An 18,953-nucleotide genomic window follows, 5' to 3' on the forward strand; every position below is an offset into this window, starting at 1 on the left:
TCCGGCTTTTTCTATTTTTCCCGCCCAAACGAAGCCGGAGCCACCTGCCCCAACAGACCCCTCCAGCCGACTTCGAGAAAATTTTAGGCGTTACAGTATGAGTTTCTAATGTGCCGACTGTCAATTCACCCGTAGCCGCTGCCTTACATTCAATGTGAAGGCCGTCAGGGCAAACAGCAACATGATCAGCAATCCGTTAATGCGCCGCTGGTCGGCGGGCAGGAGGGCGCGCCCAGAAATCGGCACATGCGCATCGATGGCGCCGCGCGCGTCGACCGCTAGGGCATCGACGATGCGCCCGCGCGAATCGACAACGGCGGAGATGCCGTTGTTGGCCGCACGCAACAATGGCAACCCGTTCTCCACCGCGCGAACCTGCGCCTGCCTGAAGTGCTGGTACGGGCCTGGCGTGTCGCCAAACCAGGCGTCGTTGGTGACGTTCACAATAAGTTCAGACGACGCTGCGTCAGCCGCCACAAGGTCTGCAAAGATGACCTCGTAGCAGATGAAGGGAACCGCTCGCAGGCCGTTCGGCGTCGTGATCGGATGCCGCTGGTTGCCGGCGGCGAAATTCATCGGCCCGGCAACGAGTTGGCCGATGCCGAAACGCTCGAACAGACCGGCAAAAGGCAGATATTCGCCGAAGGGCACCAGATGCACCTTGTCGACGGCGTCAGTGATCTCGCCCTTGTCGTTGATCGCCACCACGGAATTGTAATAACGGCTGCCGGCAGTGCCCGCGCCACCCTCCTCGCGCACGACGCCGGCGATCAGCATCTGGCCGTCGCCCAGCATATCGCCCAGCGCCGTCAGCGCGTCCGGACGCTCCGTGAACAGGAACGGCACCGATGTTTCCGGCCACAGGATCAGCTGCGGCTTGGCATGGCCTTGCTCCGGCGCTTTCCCCGATATGCCCAGCAGCGTGGCGAAGATGCGGTCACGCACCGAGGCATCCCATTTCTCGCTGAGATCGACGGCGGGCTGGACGATGCGAACATCGATCGAGCGGGTGGCCGGCTCGGCCGGGGCGGCAAGCCTGAAATAGCCGAAGCCGACATCGGCGGCGACGAGGATGACGAACAGGGCAAGGCCGAGCCTGAGATGCCGGCGCGCGGCGACAAGAGCGGGCAAGGAAAAGACGAAGACGGCGAGCGCGTTCATGCCGATCATGCCGGTCACCGACACGCTCTGCATCAGGATCGGCACCGGCATCGCGGCATAGCCGACGGCATTCCACGGAAAACCGGTGAAGAGGAAATCGCGCAGCCATTCGGCAAGGCCGAAGCCGAAGGCAAGCGCTGCTATGCGGCCGATATCGCTGCTCCAGAAAAGCCGCGCCACGACCGCCGCAAAGCCGTAGAAAAAGGCAAGCGCCAAGGGGATGCCGACCACGGCGAAGGGCAAGGCCCAGGCAAAGTTGTCGGCCTCGACCAGAAGTGCCTGGCCGATCCACCAGAGGCCGGCGAGGAAATAGCCGAAGCCGAACCACCAGCCGATGGCAAAGGCCGGCCTCAGGCGCTTCAGCCACCCGTCGGAGGCCTCGCCGGTCGCGCCGTCGAGCAGCCAGACAAGCACCGGAAACGAGACGAAGCAGACGGCGAAGAAATCGTAAGGAGCCTGAGCGAGAACCGCGAGCGCGCCCGCGAAAAACGCCACCAGCGATCGCCGCCACCCCCACAGCAGAATTATCCGGCCGGCAAAGCGCTGCATATAGCTTCCCAAGTCGCGCGAATCAGGGAGCCAGAGATTTAACAGGCCGCGCCGCCTGCTCCAAACCCGGATGAGTGCCACCTAATTCACGGTCGCGCTATCTGTGCCAGCCTTCGATGCGCAAGCCGCTCAGTTGCTCGGCCTCTTCCCAAGACACTACGCGCACGGTTTGCGTGAAGGTCCAGACATGGCCTTCGGGATCGCGGGCGCGATACTGGCGCTCGCCGTAGAAATAGTCGGTGGGTTCTTCGAGAATTTCCGCCCCTGCCGCGCGCGCCTTTTCGCAATGGGCGTCGAGGTCTTCCTTCAAACGGATGTAGACCGACTGGGTATTCTTGCCGCCGACCGAAGCCGGGCTGGCGATGTGCTCGGCCCATTCGGAATCGACGATGATGTAGCCGTCGCCGAACCGCATTTCGGCATGGACAAGCCGTCCATCGGTATCGCTCACGACCATGCTCGGCTCGAAGCCGAACGCTGCCTGAAGCCAGACCAGGGCCGCGCGTGGATTTCGATAGAAGACGCCGGAACCGACGACTGTGTGCTTGAACGGGTCGTCGACCGGCATGAGCGAAAATATCAGGCCTGCTCGGTGCGCGCCGCGCGGCGGCGCTGCCGTTCGCCTTTCGGGCTCTGCACGATGCGCACCCGCTTGACGCGGCGCGGGTCGGCGTCGAGCACATGGAACTCGAAGCCCGGTATGGCCTGCACCACTTCGCCCCGGGCCGGGACGCGGCCGAGCGTGTTGAAGATCATGCCGCCGATGGTGTCGACATATTCGCCATGCTCGCCGGCGGCGAAATCCTCGCCGATCATCTTGGCGACCTCGTCGATCTCGGCCTTGCCGTCGACAACGAACACGCCGTCGCCCGTCTGGGTGACCATCGGCTCGTCGTCATCGTGCTCGTCCTCGATGTCGCCGACCACCATCTCGACGATGTCCTCGAGCGAGGCGAGGCCGTCGGTACCGCCATACTCGTCGATGACCAGCGCCATCTGGGTGCGCGTCGTCTGCATGCGTCCCATCAGGTCGGAAGCAAGCATCGACGGCGGCACGAACAGCACCGGGCGGATCAGGTCGAGGTCGCCGATGGTGCGGGCAAGATCGACCTGGGCGAGATCGAGAACGGTCGGCGCCTGGGTCTTCCTGTTCGCGCGGCCCTTCTTGACGCGGGCGAGCTTGGTGATGTGGGCAAGAACGTCGCGGATGTGGACCATGCCGCGCGGGTCGTCGAGCGTCTCGGAATAGACCGGCATGCGGGAATGGCCGGATTGTTCGAAGAGGCCAAGCAGATCGCCAAGATTGGTGGTGATCTCGACCGCTTCGATGTCGGCGCGCGGCACCATCACATCCTCGACGCGCACTTCGCGCAGCCGCAGGATGTTGTTGAGCATGGCGCGTTCGCCGGGCGAGAAGGATTCGGCATCGCTCGCCGTCTCGGCAAGCGCACCGGCGATCTCCTCGCGCAAATTGGTGCCGTTGCGGTGCCGGAACAGGCCGAGCACGCGATCGAAGAGCGAAGGACCGGCATGCGAAGGCTCAGCGGCCACGCTGCCGGTCGGAATACTCGGACTGGAGCCCTCTTCCGACTTCTCGGAAGGCTTGGTCGCACTGCCGGCGTCCGGACGGGCGGCAGTTTCTGGTTTGTCGTTCATCGCCATCAGGTCAATTGGTCTTTTTTGTTACGCGTAGGGATCGGGAATGGCAAGCCTCGCAAGCGCTGCGCGCTCGATGGCTTCCATCTCCTCGGCCTCGGCGTCGGTCTCGTGATCATGGCCCAGAAGATGCAGCAGGCCATGGATGACGAGATGGGTGATATGGTTCGCCAGCGGCTTGTCTTCCAGTGCGGCCTCGCGGACCACGGTCTCGGAGGCCAGCACGATGTCGCCCAGCATCGGCGGCAGCTCGCCGCCTTTCGGGAAGGAAAAAGCCGGGAAAGACAAGACGTTGGTCGGCTTGTCCTTGCCGCGCCATTCGGCGTTGAGGGTCTGGATATGGGCATCGTCGGAAAAAACGATACTGAGCTCCGAAGCGCCCTTCGCGCCGGTTTCGGCAAAAGCGGCCGCGACGGCGCGATCGACCAGGTGTTCCAGCTCGGCTTCCGCGGGCCAGCCGCCGGCCTCGACGAAAATATCGATATCGACCGGCGTCCCGCCGCTGGATGCTGGATTTTCAGCCATGGAGCCTTTGATCAGCTTTCGGCGCCGAGACCCCTGGCCAGCTTGCCGTCACGGTCATAGGCCTTGACGATCTCGGCAACCAGCGGATGCCGCACGACGTCGCCTTCGTTGAAGCGGACCGTGACGATGCCCGGCACGCCGTCGAGGATGCGCAGCGCCTCGACCAGGCCCGACTTGGTGTTGAGCGGCAGGTCGATCTGCGTCGGATCGCCGGTGACGATCATGCGCGAGTTCTCGCCGAGACGGGTGAGGAACATCTTCATCTGCATCGGCGTGGTGTTCTGCGCCTCGTCGAGGATCACCGCCGCATGGGCCAGCGTGCGGCCGCGCATGAAGGCTAAAGGCGCGATCTCGATGACCTCGGCGGCGATCGCTCGCTCGACCTTGTCGGCCGGCATCATGTCGTAGAGCGCGTCGTAGAGGGGTCTGAGATACGGATCGACCTTCTCCTTCATGTCGCCGGGCAGGAAGCCCAGCCGCTCGCCGGCCTCGACCGCCGGGCGCGACAGCACGATGCGCTCGACCATGCCGCGCTCGAGCAGCATCGCGGCGTGCGCCACCGCCAGATAGGTCTTGCCGGTGCCGGCTGGGCCGATGCCGAACACCATCTCGGAGCGCTCCAGCGCGCGCATATAGGCGTCCTGGTTGAGCGAGCGGGCATAGATCGTGCGCTTGCGCGTCGCGATCTGGGCGGCGGAAACCTTGCCCTTGCGCTCCATGGTCGGCAGCGTCAGCTGGTCGTCGGCGGCGATCGCCATGCGCACGGCGCCGTCGACGTCGGACTGGCCGATATCGACGCCCTTCTGCAAAATCCCATAGAGCGTATCCAGCGCGCGGCGCGCCTGCTCGGCCGCGAGGGCCGAGCCTTTGATCGTGAGCTGGTTGCCGCGCGAGCGGATGTCGACGCCGAGCTTCTGCTCGAGCCTGGCCAGGTTCTCGTCGAACTGGCCGTAAAGGGCGCTGGCAAGCTTGTTGTTGTCGAAGGTCAGTACGATGTGCGCCATGTCGGAGGCCCCGGATGCCTGGTTCTGGGGCGGATTCTTCAGTTCAGCAGCGCTCAACCGTCTCTCCTCATCTGCCGAGGCTTGTGGCTATGCATGTCGTTGTCCCAAAACCGCGAGCACTTTTGGGCGACATGCATCAGGCCAACTCGGCGAACAGGCTGTTGTGGCCCGTCTTCGTGATTCGCACATCGATAATGTCACCGATTCCGCCGGCCTTGTCGTCAACAATAACCGGCTGCAGCCAGGGCGAGCGGCCGACTTTCTGACCAGGGCGGCGGCCCGGCTTCTCGATCAGCGTGCTGACCGTGCGGCCGACCAGGCTGGCGATGAAATTCTGCTGCTGCTCGTTGATCAACGCCTGCAGGCGCTGCAGCCGCTCGTCCTTCACTGCTTCGGAAACGTGACCGTCCATCTCGGCGCCCGGCGTGCCGGGGCGCGGCGAATATTTGAACGTGAAGGCAGAGGCGTAGTTCACGTCGCGCACCAGCTCGAGCGTCGCCTCGAAATCCTCTTCCGTCTCGCCGGGGAAGCCGACGATGAAATCGCCCGACATGGCGATATCGCCGCGCGCCGCGCGGATGCGCTCGATGAGCGCCAGATAGTCGCGTGCCGTGTGCCTGCGGTTCATCGCCTTCAGTATCCGGTCGGAGCCAGACTGCACTGGCAAATGCAGATAGGGCATCAAGGCGGGCAGGTCACGGTGGGCGGCGATCAATTCGTCATCCATGTCGCGCGGGTGGCTGGTCGTGTAGCGCAGCCGGGCTAGGCCGGGGATTTCCGCCAGGCGGAAAAGCAGGCGGCCAAGCCCCCATTCCTCGCCGTTCTCGCCCTCGCCGTGCCAGGCGTTGACGTTCTGGCCAAGCAGCGTCACCTCGCGCACGCCGGCTTCGGCCAGACGCTCGGCCTCGGCGACGATCTGCGCCACCGGCCGGGAGACTTCCGAACCGCGGGTATAGGGCACGACGCAGAAAGTGCAGAACTTGTCGCAGCCTTCCTGCACCGTGAGAAACGCGGTGACGCCGCGCTTGGCCAACTCGGCGCGCTTCGGCTGCGGCAGGTGCTCGAACTTGTCCTCGATGGCGTAGTCGGTCTCGACGATCTTTGCGCCGCCGCGCACCCTCGCCAGCACGTCGGGCAGGCGGTGATAGGTCTGCGGGCCGATGACCAGATCGACCGCGGGCGCGCGGCGGATGATCTCGGCACCCTCGGCCTGCGCCACGCAGCCGGCGACACCGATCAGCAACTCGCGGCCGGCCTCGGCGCGCTCGGCCTTCATGTCGCGGATGCGGCCAAGCTCGGAATAGACCTTTTCGGCCGCCTTCTCGCGGATATGGCAGGTATTGAGCAGCACCAGATCGGCGTCTTCGACGGCGTCGGTCGCGACATAGCCGTCGGCGGCCAGCGCATCGGTCATGCGCTGGGAATCGTAGACATTCATCTGGCAGCCATAGGTCTTGACGAAGACCTTTTTCGCCGCCGGGGCGGCGCCGGCCGAGTGCTCGGGCGCAGTGCCGATGGTGTGGCTTTCGATCGTGTTCAATTCCATCGGGCGGCTTCTAACGCCTTTCCGTGACAAAAAACAGACGATTCTGGGCAGTCATCGGCTTGGAGCGGGATCGGCGAGCGTGGCCTGCATCATCTCGCGCACCTTCGCTTCCATCAATCTTGCCGTTTCCTTGCGGTTCGAACCCTTGGAGAACGGCACCGGATCGCCGAAATGCACTTCGGCATCCAGCGAGCCTTCGGCAAGCAGACCCTTCAGATGCGGCATCAGATCCTGGTCGCCGATCCAGGCGGCGATCGGCCGGTGACGGCGGCCCATCGGCACGCCGTGCAGCCGCGTGTAGGCAATCGCCACCGGCTGGATGAACACCTGTTTCGCAGCCCCTTCCGAGATCGTCATCGAGGCCGCACCGAACAGAGTGCTCTTGAACGGCAGCACGAGATTGCCGTCGCCGGTCGAGCCCTCGGCGAACAGCACCATCGCATCGCCCTTGGCCATGCGCCTGGCGATCTCGCTTGCCTGGTCGCCGGAGGTACGCTTGCGGTCGCGCTCGATGAAGACGGTGCGCTGCAGCTTGGACAGCATGCCGATCAGCGGCCAGCCTTCCATGTCGGCCCGGGCGATGAACTTCACATCGACAAAGGAGCCGAGCACCATGATGTCGGTCCAGGAGATGTGGTTGGCCGCGATGAGCAACGGACGCTCCTTGGACAGCGCGCCCTTGACGTGTACGCGCATGCCGAGCGCCTTGAGGATCATGCGGTGCCAGATTTTCAGAACGACCGTCTCCGGCCAGAGTCCGGTCTTCATCGACAGTATCTGCAGTGGCACCATGACCAGCGAGCCGACGACGACGAGGCCGAACGCCAGGAAAATCCGCAATTTCTTGATCATTCGCTCCGGCCCTAGCCATTACAGCGCCGCGCGCCCTCGCGGGCGCGCAAAGGACGCTGTAACACTCTCACTTGGCGCATGATCTTTCCGAAAATCGGTCCCGATTTTCGGGATCATGCGCGGGTCTGGCTAGCGAAGATCGCGGCGCATGACAAGCGCGCCGGTGGGGCCGTGCTCGGTCGACCGGTAGTAGTTCGGACGCTGGCCGACCTGGCGAAAGCCGAGCCTGCGGTAGAGCGCGATCGCCGGCGCATTGGTCTCGTCGACCTCGAGGAAGAGCGCCTCGGCGCGCTGCGCGTGCAATTCGCGCAGCACAGCGTCCATCAATTGCCAGCCGAGCCCCTGGCGGCGATGCGCGCGAGCGACCGCGACTGTCAGTATCTCGCCCTCGCCGGCCGCCAGACGCGCCAGCACGAAGCCGACCGGAGGCTTCGCTCCCTGCCCGGTCTCGCGCGCGGCGTAGCCGAACACGGTGTCCTGTTCGAGGAGTGCTGCGAACTCGCCGTCGGTCCAGGGGCGGACAAAATCCTCGCGGTGCAAGACCGAGACGGAGGCACTGTCGGCAACCGTCAGCGGCTCAAGCGCATAGTCCCTGCGACGCGGCTGAAGAAAAGGTATGCGCATCAGGACTCTTTTTCTCCTGAACCCCGCTTTTGGGGGTTCAGGCCCTGTTTTTCCGGACCATGGCCTTTCGGCTGGTCCTGTCTCGGCAGAATGAAGCCAGCCTGCGGCTTGGCGTCGGCACCGCGCAGATAAAGCGGCTTCGGCTTTTCGCCTGGTCCCTTGGCGGCGGCGAGCCTGGCGTAGGTCGCAATGTCCGCCGTGGCGGCGACCGGCCCGATGTCGAAGGCAGGTCCTGCTGCCGCGGCAATCTGCGGCGCGGCGGTGCCGGCTAGAACCGCGATCGCCTTGACTGCCATTGCGGCCGCTTCGGAAAGCGTGGCCACCGCGGGACCGTAAGTCAAAACTAACGCTTTGTCGAAAAGAGCCGCATGGAACTCCTCGCGGCCGGCATCGAGCGCGGCAAGCACGGGGCGGCCGGGAAAGGCATTCGCGGCTTCCGCCGCCAGCGCTTCCAGTGTCGTCACGCCGATGGCCGGGATCTTCAATGCCAAAGCCAGGCCGCGCGCGGTGGACACGCCGACGCGCAGGCCGGTAAAGGAACCCGGTCCGATCGAGACGGCGACGGCACCCAAGCCTCGGTAACCGATCCCGCTGGCCTTCAGGGCAGTCTCGATGACGGCCATCAGATGCTCGGCATGGCCTTTGCCCAGATCGAGCGCCTGCCGGCCAAGCTCGATGCCCGCGCCCGCGTCATAGACGCAGGCGGCACAGAGATTGGCGGCGCAGTCGATGGCAAGCAATTTCATGCAGGCAGCTTCATACGGGTAGCTTCATGTGGCCGGTTAACGCACTGGATCGAAACGCCTTCCCTGTGCCCGGCATGGCCGGCCACTGCAAGGGCCAGGCCGCATAAATGTTAAGCGGCTTTGCTTCCGCGTAACACCAAGGCCAGCCTTGCCGGCTGTCACGCCGTGGCCGCGATGCGCAGCATGTGGTTGTCCCAGACATAGTCGGGCTCGGAACGCGAGGCACCGGCGCCGCCGACGATCTCGCCGGCGCCGGTCGTCGCCATGAAGTCGGCGCTGTCCGGGGCGAGACCGCAAACCTCGACAAGCGATCTGGTCGCGACCACGCGCCCGCTGGCGGCATCGATCACAGCCAGCGAATTGCCTTCCGGCGAGGTGACGGCGACCGTGCCAGCGGCAGGATTGGCGGCGACCGAACCGATGTAGTTGCGAAAGCCGGAGAGCACGTCCTGCGGCATCTCCAAAAGCTCTAGCTCCTTGCCGCGCGCGGCGCGACCGACCAGCGCCGGGCGGTCGGTCGCCGGCCCGCGATACTGGCAGCCAAACCAGACGGTGCCCGCCTGATCACGGTCCATGTGGCGGATCGAGAGCTGGTGCAGCGCCGGCGGCAGTTCGTGCTTCTCGATCAGGTCGCCGGTGACGCGGTCGACCAGCGTATAGGACGGCTTCATCGTCGCGATGTTCAGCTCGGCGCGACCATAGTCTGGATGGGTCTCGATGCCGCCATTGGCTATGGCCAGCGTCCTGCCGTCGCCGAGCAGCAGCAATTCATGCGGACCCATGCCGTAGGTCGGGAACTCGCCGATGCGCTTGAATTTCGCCTTCGCGTCATAGACACCGACGACACCGGCGGCGTTGTCAAAATCGTTCTCGGTGGCGTAGAGCAGCGCGCCGTCGGGCGAGAACGCGCCGTGGCCGAAGAAATGCCGACCGGCGACGCTGGCGATGGTCAATGGCTTCTCGCGGCCGGCATGGTCGAAGACGACCGCGAAGGTGCCGGGCTGGCGGGCAAAGACGACCGAGCGCTTCGACACCGGATCGAAGGTGACGTCGTGGCCGCGGTCCGGCAGATCGACAGTGTGCAGGATCCTGCCGGCCTCGGAGAGCACGGCGGCGCCGAAGCCGCCGCCGCGCTTGACGAAGGCCGTGGCAAAGACGGCGTCGACTGCCAGCGTATCCGCCCAGGCGCGCGGCGCCATGGCGGCGGCGAAGCCTGCACCTGCGGCGCGCAGAAAATCGCGGCGGTCGATGAGTGAGGTCCTCACAGCATCAATCCCCATCGAGTGACGAAAAGCCGGCGGTGAGGCCGAACTCGGCGGTCATCCTGGTGCCGATCAGGGTCGAGAGGCTGGAGGTGATCAGCGCGAAATGCTCGAGGTTGCCGCGCAGCGCCGGATCGGCGAGCGCCTTATCAATCGGGCCAGTGACGGACTTCGCCGTCGCCACGCCATTGGTGAGCTGGATGTGGATGGATTCCGCCATCCACCGCGCATCGGCGGGCAGCGCGTCGCCGAGCGTCGAGGCCTCGAACAACTGGTCGATGCCGGACAGGTTTCCGGCCAGCGAGTTCGTCGTGTTCCGCGAGCGCCAGTAGATCGCCTGCTTCGGCTTGTCGGCGTCCGGCTTGGCGCCAAGGAAACCCTTGAGCCGAACGTCGCGGATCATCTCCAGCTCGTTGATGAAAACGCCGACCAGTTCGGTCACCGCTTCGGTGCCGTCGCGGTAGAGCGGGTTTTTCGGTCCAGGATTGGCCCAGAGCGAGGCGAAGCCGTCCGGCTTGTTCCAGGCGTCGCGGACCTCGCCGGCGATCGCCTGGATGTTGCCGGCGACCGCCGTGCCATAGGCGCAGCGATAGGGTTCGTCCTTTTTGGCAAGCACCTCCGCGCCATCGCCGAACAGAACATATTCGAGCGCGCCCAACCCCTGCATGGCGACGCTCTTTCCCGCCAGTTGTGCCGGATCCGTCGCGGAGGGGTCCTTGGCGGCGAGCGTCGCCTGCACTTGTCTGAGACCGATGCTCTTGCGGTCCGGCCAATAGAGCATGCGCTCCAGCCGGTTGTTTTCCTTGATCGGCCCGAAGGCGATGATCTCGGCCACGGACCAGGCGTCGACCGTGGCCGAATAATCGGCGCGCGCCGCATCCAGATTTTGCTCGGAAGGGACATCGCAAAGCTGGCGCATCGCCTTTGTCAGGCCCGCGGCATGATCGTTGAGGCTGGCATAGGCGGGGCGGACAAAACCGTCGATCGCGCGTCCGATGACATCGGAGGCTTTGACCGCGGCCGAGGCCGGCCATGCAGCGGCCAGAAACAGGGGAAAGGCAAGCGCGGCTGCCAGGCGTTTCGACATCAGAGAGACTCCAAAAATTTGATCAGCGCATCACGGTCGGCGGCAGTAGCACCGGCAAAGCGATCGCGCGCTTTCTGGCCCTCGCCGCCATGCCAGAGGATTGCCTCGGCGAGCGTTCGCGCACGGCCGTCATGCAGATAGAAGCTGTTGCCGTTGACCGTCGCGGTGAGGCCAATGCCCCAGAGCGGCGGGGTGCGCCATTCGCTGCCGCTCGCTTCCCCGACACGCTGCCCGTCGGCGAGACCCTCGCCCATGTCGTGCAGCAGGAAGTCGGAATAGGGCCAGATCAGTTGGAAGGCCTGCGCCTTGTTGCCGCGCAGGGTGACGAATTTCGGCGTATGGCAGGAGATGCAGCCCATCTCGTAGAACTGCTTCTTGCCGGCGAGCACGTCAGGCCTGCCGATATCGCGCCGCGCCGGCACGGCAAGGTTCTGCGAATAGAAGGTGACGAGGTCCATGACCGGGGGCGGCGCTTCTGCCGCGCCCAGGCGCTGCTGCACGCCGTTCGGCATGGCGAGGCAGGCCTTCTCAGCCTGTGTGCAGTCGCCCCAATGCTTCGGCACCTCCGGCGTCGAGATGCCGATATCGCCGGCAAAGGCGTCGGCCGCCTGCTGACGGATGGACGCGGCCTGCGCCTTCCAGCCGAAGCGGCCGAGCGTCGGTTCGCCGCTCAAAGCGTCGCGCACGATGTTGGGCCGGCCCGAAATGCCGTCGCCGTCGCGATCATCCGGATCGGCATGGGCGAGGATGTCGGAGGGCGCGATCTGCTCGATCAGGCCGAGGCCGATCATCGGCGGCGTCAGGCGCGGCGAGAGCGTCGTGCGTGGATCGAGCGGGCCGTAGGCCAGGCCTTCGACCGCATAGATCGGCTTGCGCAGCGAAACGACGAGGCCGTCGCCGAGCGCCACCTTCTCTTGCGCATATTCGACGCGCATCCGACCCTCGCCCTTGAGGCCGGGAACGGCAAGATCCTGCAATTGCGAGCCGTAGACCGGATCGGGGAAGTTCAGCACCTTGTGGTCGGCAAGCGCAGCTTTCTCTTCGGCATTGCTCGCATCGCGCGCCAGCCGCAGGAACATCGACGTGGAGCCGATGCCGCCTTCCGGTGGCCGGCCGCGCCCATCCTTCAGATGGCAGTTCTGGCAGGCACGTTCGTTGAACAGCGGACCAAGCCCGTCGGAGGCCTGCGTCGACGACGGCGACGACACCCAGTTCTTGCGGAAAAGCGCGTTGCCGAGCTTGAAGGTCGCCTGTTCCTCGAAGGTGATGTTGGCGGAAGACTGCGAGAAGACGTCGCGATTGACGTCCTTGCGCGATGTGCCGGCGCCACCCTGCATCAGCTCGAACTGCTCGGGCTTGGAGAAATCCGTGGTCGGCCGGGTGACGGCCAGCACCCGCGCCTGATCCTTCGGCGTCAGATCGGTGCGGCCGGTCGGCAGACCGGACGGCTCGCCAGCTGAGGTCGATGTAGCAAGCATGATTGCCAGCAGGAGCAAAACCCCGCGACAAATCCGGTATCGCAGGTCCTCCTGGAGCGGCAGGCCATCAACTTCGGCCCGCCGCGTGCGGCGCAAAAGGTTTACGGGGCGCCGCATTCCCGCATGTCCTTACTCCGCCTCGTTGGCCGAGTCGGCGTTGAGCTGGCCGTATTTTTCCTCGCCGATCGAGGCAAGCAGGTCGAGCTGCGTCTCCAGGAAGTCGATATGGCCCTCCTCGTCGGACAAAAGGTCCTCGAACAGCTTCATCGACACGTAGTCTCCTGCCTCCTGGCAGATCTCGCGCGAGCGCTTGTAGGAGGTGCGCGCGTCATACTCGCCGGCGAGATCGGATTCGAGCACTTCCTTGACGTTCTGGCCGATGCGCAGCGGCGCGACGGACTGCAGGTTCGGATGGCCCTCAAGAAAGATGATGCGGGCCACCAGCCGGTCGGCGTGGTGCATCTCCTCGATCGATTCCGCCCGCTCCTTCTTTGCCAGCTTCGTGTAGCCCCAGTCCTCGAGCAGACGATAGTGGACCCAGTACTGATTGACGGCCCCAAGCTCCAGAAACAGGGCTTCGTTAAGCCGCTCGATGATCTGCGGTTCGCCTTTCATGGGTTCTGCTCCCGTATTGGACCCGCAAGCCTCTCACGCGGTCCAGGTGTGAAACGATGTCCACGCCGCTCCCCTCTGAACGGGCATGGTAGTTCTCGGTGACCCGAATGATCGTTTCCACCACATTTGGAAAGCAGCCGCAACAGCGACCGCGCTTGCCCATGGCATGATAGACCTTGGCCGGCACAATAAGCTGCCAGGGATCTTCATCCAGCAGACCGATGATCGTCTGCTCGATCTCCTTTTCGGTGATGATGTTGCAATGGCAGATCAGCATTTACTTGCTCTGGCTGACGGCGCCATTCGGCGCCGTGTGGCTGGTACTGGACCGTCGCTTACTTGAACACCTTATCCGGCGCATCGAGGCTGTCGGAGCCCTCGAAGGCGATGGCGTTGAGCTTGAGCGAACCGACGGCGCGTTCGATCGACTTGGTCTGGTCGATCAGCGCATCGATCGCCGCCTGCACAGTGGCGTTGCCTTCGGTATTGCCCTCGGCGATCTGCTGGTCATAGGCCTCGCCGGCCAGCGCGCGCGCCTTGATCGCCTCCATCTTGGCGACCGTGACGTCGAGCTTGTCCGACAGCTCCTTGTCGATCGCCGGATCGGCGGCCTTGACCATATCGGCCACCGACGGGCCGGACACCACGGTGCCGTCGAGACGCGTGTAGCTGGCGTGATAGGCGGCGCGGATGCCTATCGCGTCATAGAGATGCGAGTTGTAGGTGTTGTCGGAGAAGCAGTCGTGCTCCTCCTCCGGGTCGTGCAGCAAAAGGCCAAGCTTCATGCGCTCGCCGGCCAACTCGCCGTAGGACAGCGAGCCCATGCCGGTGAAGATGGTGGAGATGCCGGCATTCGGCTCACCGTCGGTGAGGTTCTTGCGCGCCACGCCGTCTTCCTTCCAGTTGTTGACCATCTCCTGCAGGTCGGAGACCAAAAGGTCGCTTGCCGACTTCAGATATTCCGCGCGGCGGTCGCAATTGCCGCCGGTGCAGTTCTTGAGATCGTAGTCGGTATAAGGACGCTCGCCGGCGCCCGGCCCGGTGCCATGCAGGTCCTGGCCCCAGAGCAGGAATTCGATGGCGTGATAGCCGGTCGCCACATTGGCCTCGACGCCGCCGGCCTCCTGCAGCGTGCCGGAGAGGAATTCGGGCGTCAGCTTCGAGGCGTCGACCTTCTTGCCGTTGATCTCGATCTCCTTGTTGGCGATGACATTGGCCGTATAGAGCGCGTTCTCGTCCGACTCGGTGCCGTAGCTCTTGGCGACATAGTCGATCAGGCCTTCATCGAGCGGCCAGGAATTCACCCGGCCTTCCCAGTCGTCGACGATCTTGTTGCCGAAGCGATAGACCTCGGTCTGCTGGTAGGGGACGCGGGCCGCCTTCCAGGCCTCACGAGCGGCGTTGAGCGTCTCGGCCGAGGGCGTGGCGATGAGCGCATCGACAGCCTTATCGAGCGCCTGCGCGGTGGTCAGCGAATCCTCATACTTGGCCAGCGCAATGTCGGCATAGGTCTTGATGACCGCCTTCGCGTCGGTTTCGGCCTTCGCCGGCAGCACGAACGCGGCGGCCGTCAGCGCCGCGGTGGCGCCGATCGCGGCCAGCCTGCTGCCCCAACGTGGCGTAACAATCCGTGGCGAAATTATCGCTTTCATCAATCCCATCTCCTCAGAAATTCAATGACATAGGCGTGCGGCCGCCGGCGCGCGGCGCTAGCGCAAGCACGAATGACCGGAAAGGCAAGGTCGCCGCGCGACGGCGGCCAATCAGCAAAAGACACCGAAATGCCTCCAATCGAAAGGGTTCAAGGCCCAGACATCAAAGGAATGCGCTAGGAGCGCGGCCCTCCATAAAGCGGCGGAGCGGCTGGAAGTCAACTGGCTCGCCAGAGAAAATTCAATTGAAACAACAGTTTAGAATTATTCTAAACTGCAATTATCAACTTTATGCCGATGGCACTGTCGAACATCCGGATTGACAGACGGCCATTCTGGGTGCGACCCCGACCATGGCTCTTGCGGCGGCGGCAGACAATCGCCACCTGGCGGAAGATCCTAGATTTCAAAGGCAAAAAGGACTGCGATGAAGAACGGGGTGGTCATTGTCGGTGCGGGTCATGCCGGCGTGCAGGCGGCCGCGAGCCTGCGCGAGGAAGGCTATCACGGACCGGTCGTCCTGATCGGCGACGAAAACGAGCTGCCTTATCACAAGCCGCCGCTGTCCAAGACCTTCATCAAGGATGCCGAGGCGAAGCCGCAGCCTTTGCGCGGCGAAGCCTTCTATTCCGGCAACAGCATCGATTACCGACCGGGCGTGCGCATCGACAGGATCGATACCGGCGCGCGCAGGCTGGAGATCGCCGGCGGCGGAACGCTTGCCTTCGACCGGCTGGTGCTCGCGACCGGCTCGCGGCCGCGCCTGCTCAGGCTCGATGGCGTGGAACTGGCCGGCGTGGTGTCGCTGCGCTCGCTGGCCGACGCGCGGCTGATCCGCGAGCTCAGCGCGCAGAGCGAGGACGTCGTGATCCTCGGCGGCGGCTTCATCGGGCTGGAGATCGCGGCGACGCTACGGGCGGCCGGCCGCAAGGTCACCGTCGTCGAGGCCGTAGACAGGCTGCTCGGCCGGGCCGTTGCGCCGGTGATCGCGGCCCATGTGCGCCAGCGCCTCGAGGCGATGGGCGTGCGCATCCTGACCGGCACCACTGTTTCCCGCCTCGAAGGCGAAGCCGGCCGCGTCTCGGCCGCGATCACATCGAGCGGCGAACGCCTGCCGGCGCAAATGGTGATCATCGGCATCGGCGTGGTGCCCAATGTCGAATTGGCGGAAGCCGCCGGCTTAGCTACCGGCAACGGCATCCGCGTCGACCAGCATATGCAGAGCTCGATCCCCGAAATCCTCGCCGTCGGCGACGCCGCCTCCTACCGGCACTGGTTCACCGGCGCCGACGTACGGCTGGAATCGGTGCAGAACGCCACCGACCAGGCGCGGCTTGCCGCGCGCACGATCCTCGGCCATGCGGAGCCCTTCTCGGCGGTGCCGTGGTTCTGGTCGGATATCGGCGACATGAAGCTGCAGATGGTGGGGCTGACGCAAGGCGGCGATCACCACGTCGTACTGGGCGATCTCGCCGACAACAAGTTCTCGATCTACCACTATGCCGGCAACCGGCTGCTCGGCATCGAATCCGTCAACCGCCCGGCCGACCACATGCTTGGCCGCAAGATGCTCGGCGCCGGTTTTTCGCCAGCGCCGCAGACGGTGGCAGGCGGGCCGGATGCGCTGAAGGCGGCGCTTGCGGCGTTTCAGGACAGGGAGCCAGCCAAGGCCAGCGCGTAGAGATTGCCAATTTTTGCTATGCGCAACAAAATGCCTGGATGAGCACGATCAGTATCTCATTGCCCGAAAGCTTGAAGCATTTCGTCGACCGGCAGGTGACGGAGCGCGGCTATGGTGCGAGCGGCGAGTATGTGCGTGAATTGATCCGCCACGATCAGGATCGTCAACTTCTGCGTGGCGTGCTTCTCGAGGGCGCATCATCGGCGCCGGGGGCTCCGATTGACGACGACTATTTCGCCGCTCTGCGAAGCCGAGCGCAGCGCCGATAGACTGGCGTACGGGCACTGCACGCCAAGATGGATATTCCAGCCTAGTCCGAGTTCCTGACGGCGCACTCTCGGGCAGGCCGTCAGCAGAAATGGAATGCGTTTTAGGGTCTGTTGATATTCAGGTGAGGCCGGCCTGCAAACGGCGGCTTCCTGCGCTTCCGGGGCTCACGTACAGAAAGTACGCTCCGCTCCGGTTCTCGGAAGCCACCATTTTCGGCGCGGCCTGACCTGAATCTCAACAGACCCTAGGCGAGGCCGCTTCCAACCTTGGCAAAAGCCCATCGTCGACTTATCATAAATTGATAATTTCGGATAGAGCGAAAGATTGTTCCATGCCTGCAAGCTACAGCATTGGCTCCCGCTACGAGGCATTCGTGCGCGAGCTTGTCGAGAGTGGTCGCTACGCCAGCGCAAGCGAAGTTGTGCGCGATAGCCTGCGCCTGCTGGAGGAACGTGAAGAGCACCGGCAGGCGAAGCTTACTGCACTGCGTGAGGACATCCGCAAGGGTGTAGAGAGCGGACCAGCTATTACAGCCGACGACGTTTTTGATCGGCTGGAGAAAAGATACGCGGCTGAAAGCCGTAAATAATGGCTCTCAGTTTCGCGCCTGCCGCCGTGCAGGACATTGAAGAGATTGGCGATTATATCCAGGCTGAAAATCCGGCGGCCGCTCGCCGCTTGATAGCGGCACTTCGAGTGCGATGCGACACCATCTTGGATGCACCGCGTGGTGGCGCTCCCCGTTCGGAGCTCTGGCCCGGGCTGCGCTCCGTCGCGTTCCAGAGATATGTCATCTTCTATACCGTCGAGGGCGAAGACGTGCGTGTTGAGCGCATTCTGCACGGCTCACGCGACATCCAGGGCATTTTCGATGAAGGGAAAATGCCCAAGGATAGTTGAAGCCGACACTCTGACCATTTCGATTAAGACGCCCGCACTTCGCGGATCGATGCCTCCAGAATATCCAGCGCCTCGGTCATGACGCCGTCCTGGATGGTGATCGGCGACAGGAAGCGGATGACATTGCCGTAGACGCCGCAGGTGAGCAGGATGAGGCCCTTGTCGAGCGCCTTCAGCCTCACCGCATTGGCGAATTCGGCCGACGGCAGGCCTTTCTTGACGTCGTTGAATTCGACGGCGTTCATGAAGCCCGGGCCGCGGATGTCGACGATCTCCGGCACGTCGTCGCGGATCGATTCCAACCTCTGCTTCAGCCTGGCGCCCAGCGCATTGGCGCGGTCGCATAGCTTTTCCTCCTCGATGACGTCGAGCACGGCATGGGCCGCGGCGACGCCGATCGGGCTGCCGCCATAGGTGCCGCCCAGCCCGCCGGGGCCGGGCGCGTCCATGATCTCGGCGCGGCCGGTGACAGCCGACAGCGGGAAGCCGCCGGCAAGGCTTTTGGCCATGGTGGTGAGATCGGGCGCGACATCGTGATGCTCCATGGCGAACATCTTGCCGGTACGGGCAAAGCCGGTCTGCACCTCATCGGCGATCAGCAGGATGCCGTGCTGGTCGCAGATCTTGCGCAGCGCCGTCATGAAATCGCGCGGCGCCTCGTAGAAGCCGCCTTCGCCCTGCACCGGCTCGACGATGATGGCGGCTACGCGGGCCGGATCGACATCGGCTTTGAACAGCTTGTCGAGCGCGGCGAGCGAATCCGCGACAGAAACGCCGTGCAGCGCGACTGGGAACGGCGCATGGAAGACGTCGGCCGGCATGGCGCCGAAGCCGACCTTGTAAGGCACGACCTTGCCGGTCAGCGCCATGCCCATGAAGGTGCGGCCATGGAAACCGCCGGAAAAGGCGATGACCGCCTGGCGGCCCGTGGCGTTGCGGGCGATTTTTATGGCGTTCTCGACCGCCTCGGCGCCGGTGGTGACGAAGACCGTCTTCTTGTCGAACTTGCCGGGCAGCATGCCGTTCAGCCGCTCGGCCAGCCGCACATAGCTCTCATAGGGCACGACCTGGTGGCAGGTGTGGGTGAAGCGGTCGAGCTGCGCCTTGACCGCCTCGATCACCTTCGGATGGCGATGGCCGGTGTTGACCACAGCGATGCCCGAGGAGAAGTCGATGTAGCGGCGGCCCTCGACATCCCAGATTTCCGAATTCTCGGCGCGATCGGCGTAGATCTGCGTGGTCATGCCGACGCCGCGCGAGATCGACTGGTTCTTGCGTTCGGAAATGGCTGAATTCTTCATCTCATCCCTCATCGGGCAGGCGCCCGTTCTGTTTTTGATGCCGT

At 64.2% G+C, this 18,953-nt stretch carries 20 protein-coding genes; 4 read left to right on the plus strand and 16 right to left on the minus strand.

Translation table 11 applies throughout. From position 1 onward, the window contains the following. Positions 1–120 precede the first annotated feature (120 nt). The 15 genes from lnt to AC4FWB_RS14945 all read right to left on the minus strand — a co-directional run bounded on the left by lnt (position 121) and on the right by AC4FWB_RS14945 (position 14,757). On the minus strand, positions 121–1,710 hold the full coding sequence (lnt, locus tag AC4FWB_RS14875; protein ID WP_491026893.1) for an apolipoprotein N-acyltransferase: 1,590 nt from the start codon (positions 1,708–1,710) through the stop codon (positions 121–123). A 97-nt stretch (positions 1,711–1,807) separates the two neighbouring features. Next, the gene (locus tag AC4FWB_RS14880) at positions 1,808–2,278 is read right to left on the minus strand and encodes a VOC family protein (protein ID WP_491026895.1); all 471 of its coding nucleotides are present in this window, start codon (positions 2,276–2,278) and stop codon (positions 1,808–1,810) included. An 11-nt stretch (positions 2,279–2,289) separates the two neighbouring features. Further along, a complete protein-coding gene (locus AC4FWB_RS14885; RefSeq protein WP_491026897.1) occupies positions 2,290–3,366 on the minus strand; it encodes a hemolysin family protein in 1,077 nt (358 codons plus the stop codon). A gap of 27 nt (positions 3,367–3,393) precedes the next feature. Continuing rightward, positions 3,394–3,891 carry an rRNA maturation RNase YbeY gene (gene ybeY, locus AC4FWB_RS14890; protein WP_491026898.1) on the minus strand — a complete coding sequence of 166 codons (498 nt, stop codon included), beginning with the start codon at positions 3,889–3,891 and terminating at the stop codon, positions 3,394–3,396. An 11-nt stretch (positions 3,892–3,902) separates the two neighbouring features. Further along, entirely contained in the window at positions 3,903–4,895 is a 993-nt protein-coding gene (locus AC4FWB_RS14895) for a PhoH family protein (RefSeq protein ID WP_491026997.1), read from the minus strand. A gap of 136 nt (positions 4,896–5,031) precedes the next feature. Next, the gene (gene miaB, locus AC4FWB_RS14900) at positions 5,032–6,441 is read right to left on the minus strand and encodes a tRNA (N6-isopentenyl adenosine(37)-C2)-methylthiotransferase MiaB (RefSeq protein ID WP_491026900.1); all 1,410 of its coding nucleotides are present in this window, start codon (positions 6,439–6,441) and stop codon (positions 5,032–5,034) included. A gap of 51 nt (positions 6,442–6,492) precedes the next feature. Continuing rightward, positions 6,493–7,293, minus strand: a complete 801-nt coding sequence (gene olsA / locus AC4FWB_RS14905; RefSeq protein ID WP_491026901.1) for a lyso-ornithine lipid O-acyltransferase — start codon at positions 7,291–7,293, stop codon at positions 6,493–6,495. A 129-nt stretch (positions 7,294–7,422) separates the two neighbouring features. Continuing rightward, on the minus strand, positions 7,423–7,917 hold the full coding sequence (rimI, locus tag AC4FWB_RS14910; RefSeq protein ID WP_491026903.1) for a ribosomal protein S18-alanine N-acetyltransferase: 495 nt from the start codon (positions 7,915–7,917) through the stop codon (positions 7,423–7,425). Beyond that, positions 7,917–8,663 carry a tRNA (adenosine(37)-N6)-threonylcarbamoyltransferase complex dimerization subunit type 1 TsaB gene (gene tsaB / locus AC4FWB_RS14915; protein ID WP_491026905.1) on the minus strand — a complete coding sequence of 249 codons (747 nt, stop codon included), beginning with the start codon at positions 8,661–8,663 and terminating at the stop codon, positions 7,917–7,919. The genes rimI and tsaB overlap by 1 nt, the downstream gene beginning before the upstream one ends. 158 nt (positions 8,664–8,821) lie before the next feature. Next, positions 8,822–9,928 carry a DUF1513 domain-containing protein gene (locus AC4FWB_RS14920; RefSeq protein ID WP_491026906.1) on the minus strand — a complete coding sequence of 369 codons (1,107 nt, stop codon included), beginning with the start codon at positions 9,926–9,928 and terminating at the stop codon, positions 8,822–8,824. 4 nt (positions 9,929–9,932) lie between these two features. Continuing rightward, the gene (locus AC4FWB_RS14925) at positions 9,933–11,012 is read right to left on the minus strand and encodes an imelysin family protein (RefSeq protein ID WP_491026908.1); all 1,080 of its coding nucleotides are present in this window, start codon (positions 11,010–11,012) and stop codon (positions 9,933–9,935) included. Further along, a complete protein-coding gene (locus tag AC4FWB_RS14930; protein WP_491026909.1) occupies positions 11,012–12,490 on the minus strand; it encodes a di-heme oxidoreductase family protein in 1,479 nt (492 codons plus the stop codon). Before AC4FWB_RS14930 ends, AC4FWB_RS14925 begins: the two co-directional genes overlap by 1 nt. 129 nt (positions 12,491–12,619) lie before the next feature. Further along, the gene (bfr, locus tag AC4FWB_RS14935; protein ID WP_059184973.1) at positions 12,620–13,105 is read right to left on the minus strand and encodes a bacterioferritin; all 486 of its coding nucleotides are present in this window, start codon (positions 13,103–13,105) and stop codon (positions 12,620–12,622) included. Next, positions 13,071–13,382 carry a (2Fe-2S)-binding protein gene (locus AC4FWB_RS14940; RefSeq protein WP_491026911.1) on the minus strand — a complete coding sequence of 104 codons (312 nt, stop codon included), beginning with the start codon at positions 13,380–13,382 and terminating at the stop codon, positions 13,071–13,073. The genes bfr and AC4FWB_RS14940 overlap by 35 nt, the downstream gene beginning before the upstream one ends. Positions 13,383–13,440: 58 nt before the next feature. Beyond that, positions 13,441–14,757, minus strand: coding sequence for an imelysin family protein (locus AC4FWB_RS14945; RefSeq protein ID WP_491026913.1), 1,317 nt, complete (start codon positions 14,755–14,757; stop codon positions 13,441–13,443). Between the two features lie 427 nt (positions 14,758–15,184). Between AC4FWB_RS14945 and AC4FWB_RS14950 the strand changes: the two genes are divergently transcribed. The 4 genes from AC4FWB_RS14950 (at position 15,185) to AC4FWB_RS14965 (ending at position 17,608) form a co-directional block, all read left to right on the plus strand. Beyond that, positions 15,185–16,438, plus strand: a complete 1,254-nt coding sequence (locus tag AC4FWB_RS14950; RefSeq protein ID WP_491026915.1) for an NAD(P)/FAD-dependent oxidoreductase — start codon at positions 15,185–15,187, stop codon at positions 16,436–16,438. A gap of 38 nt (positions 16,439–16,476) precedes the next feature. After that, entirely contained in the window at positions 16,477–16,707 is a 231-nt protein-coding gene (locus AC4FWB_RS14955; protein ID WP_491026916.1) for a ribbon-helix-helix domain-containing protein, read from the plus strand. 332 nt (positions 16,708–17,039) lie between these two features. After that, the gene (locus AC4FWB_RS14960; RefSeq protein WP_491026917.1) at positions 17,040–17,297 is read left to right on the plus strand and encodes a type II toxin-antitoxin system ParD family antitoxin; all 258 of its coding nucleotides are present in this window, start codon (positions 17,040–17,042) and stop codon (positions 17,295–17,297) included. Next, the gene (locus AC4FWB_RS14965; RefSeq protein WP_491026918.1) at positions 17,297–17,608 is read left to right on the plus strand and encodes a type II toxin-antitoxin system RelE/ParE family toxin; all 312 of its coding nucleotides are present in this window, start codon (positions 17,297–17,299) and stop codon (positions 17,606–17,608) included. Before AC4FWB_RS14960 ends, AC4FWB_RS14965 begins: the two co-directional genes overlap by 1 nt. Before the next feature lie 23 nt (positions 17,609–17,631). Here the strand turns inward: AC4FWB_RS14965 and AC4FWB_RS14970 are convergent, their stop codons facing one another. Next, positions 17,632–18,909 carry a 4-aminobutyrate--2-oxoglutarate transaminase gene (locus AC4FWB_RS14970; protein WP_491026919.1) on the minus strand — a complete coding sequence of 426 codons (1,278 nt, stop codon included), beginning with the start codon at positions 18,907–18,909 and terminating at the stop codon, positions 17,632–17,634. Positions 18,910–18,953: the final 44 nt, after the last annotated feature.

This window comes from Mesorhizobium sp. LEGMi-168a (genome assembly GCF_058312955.1).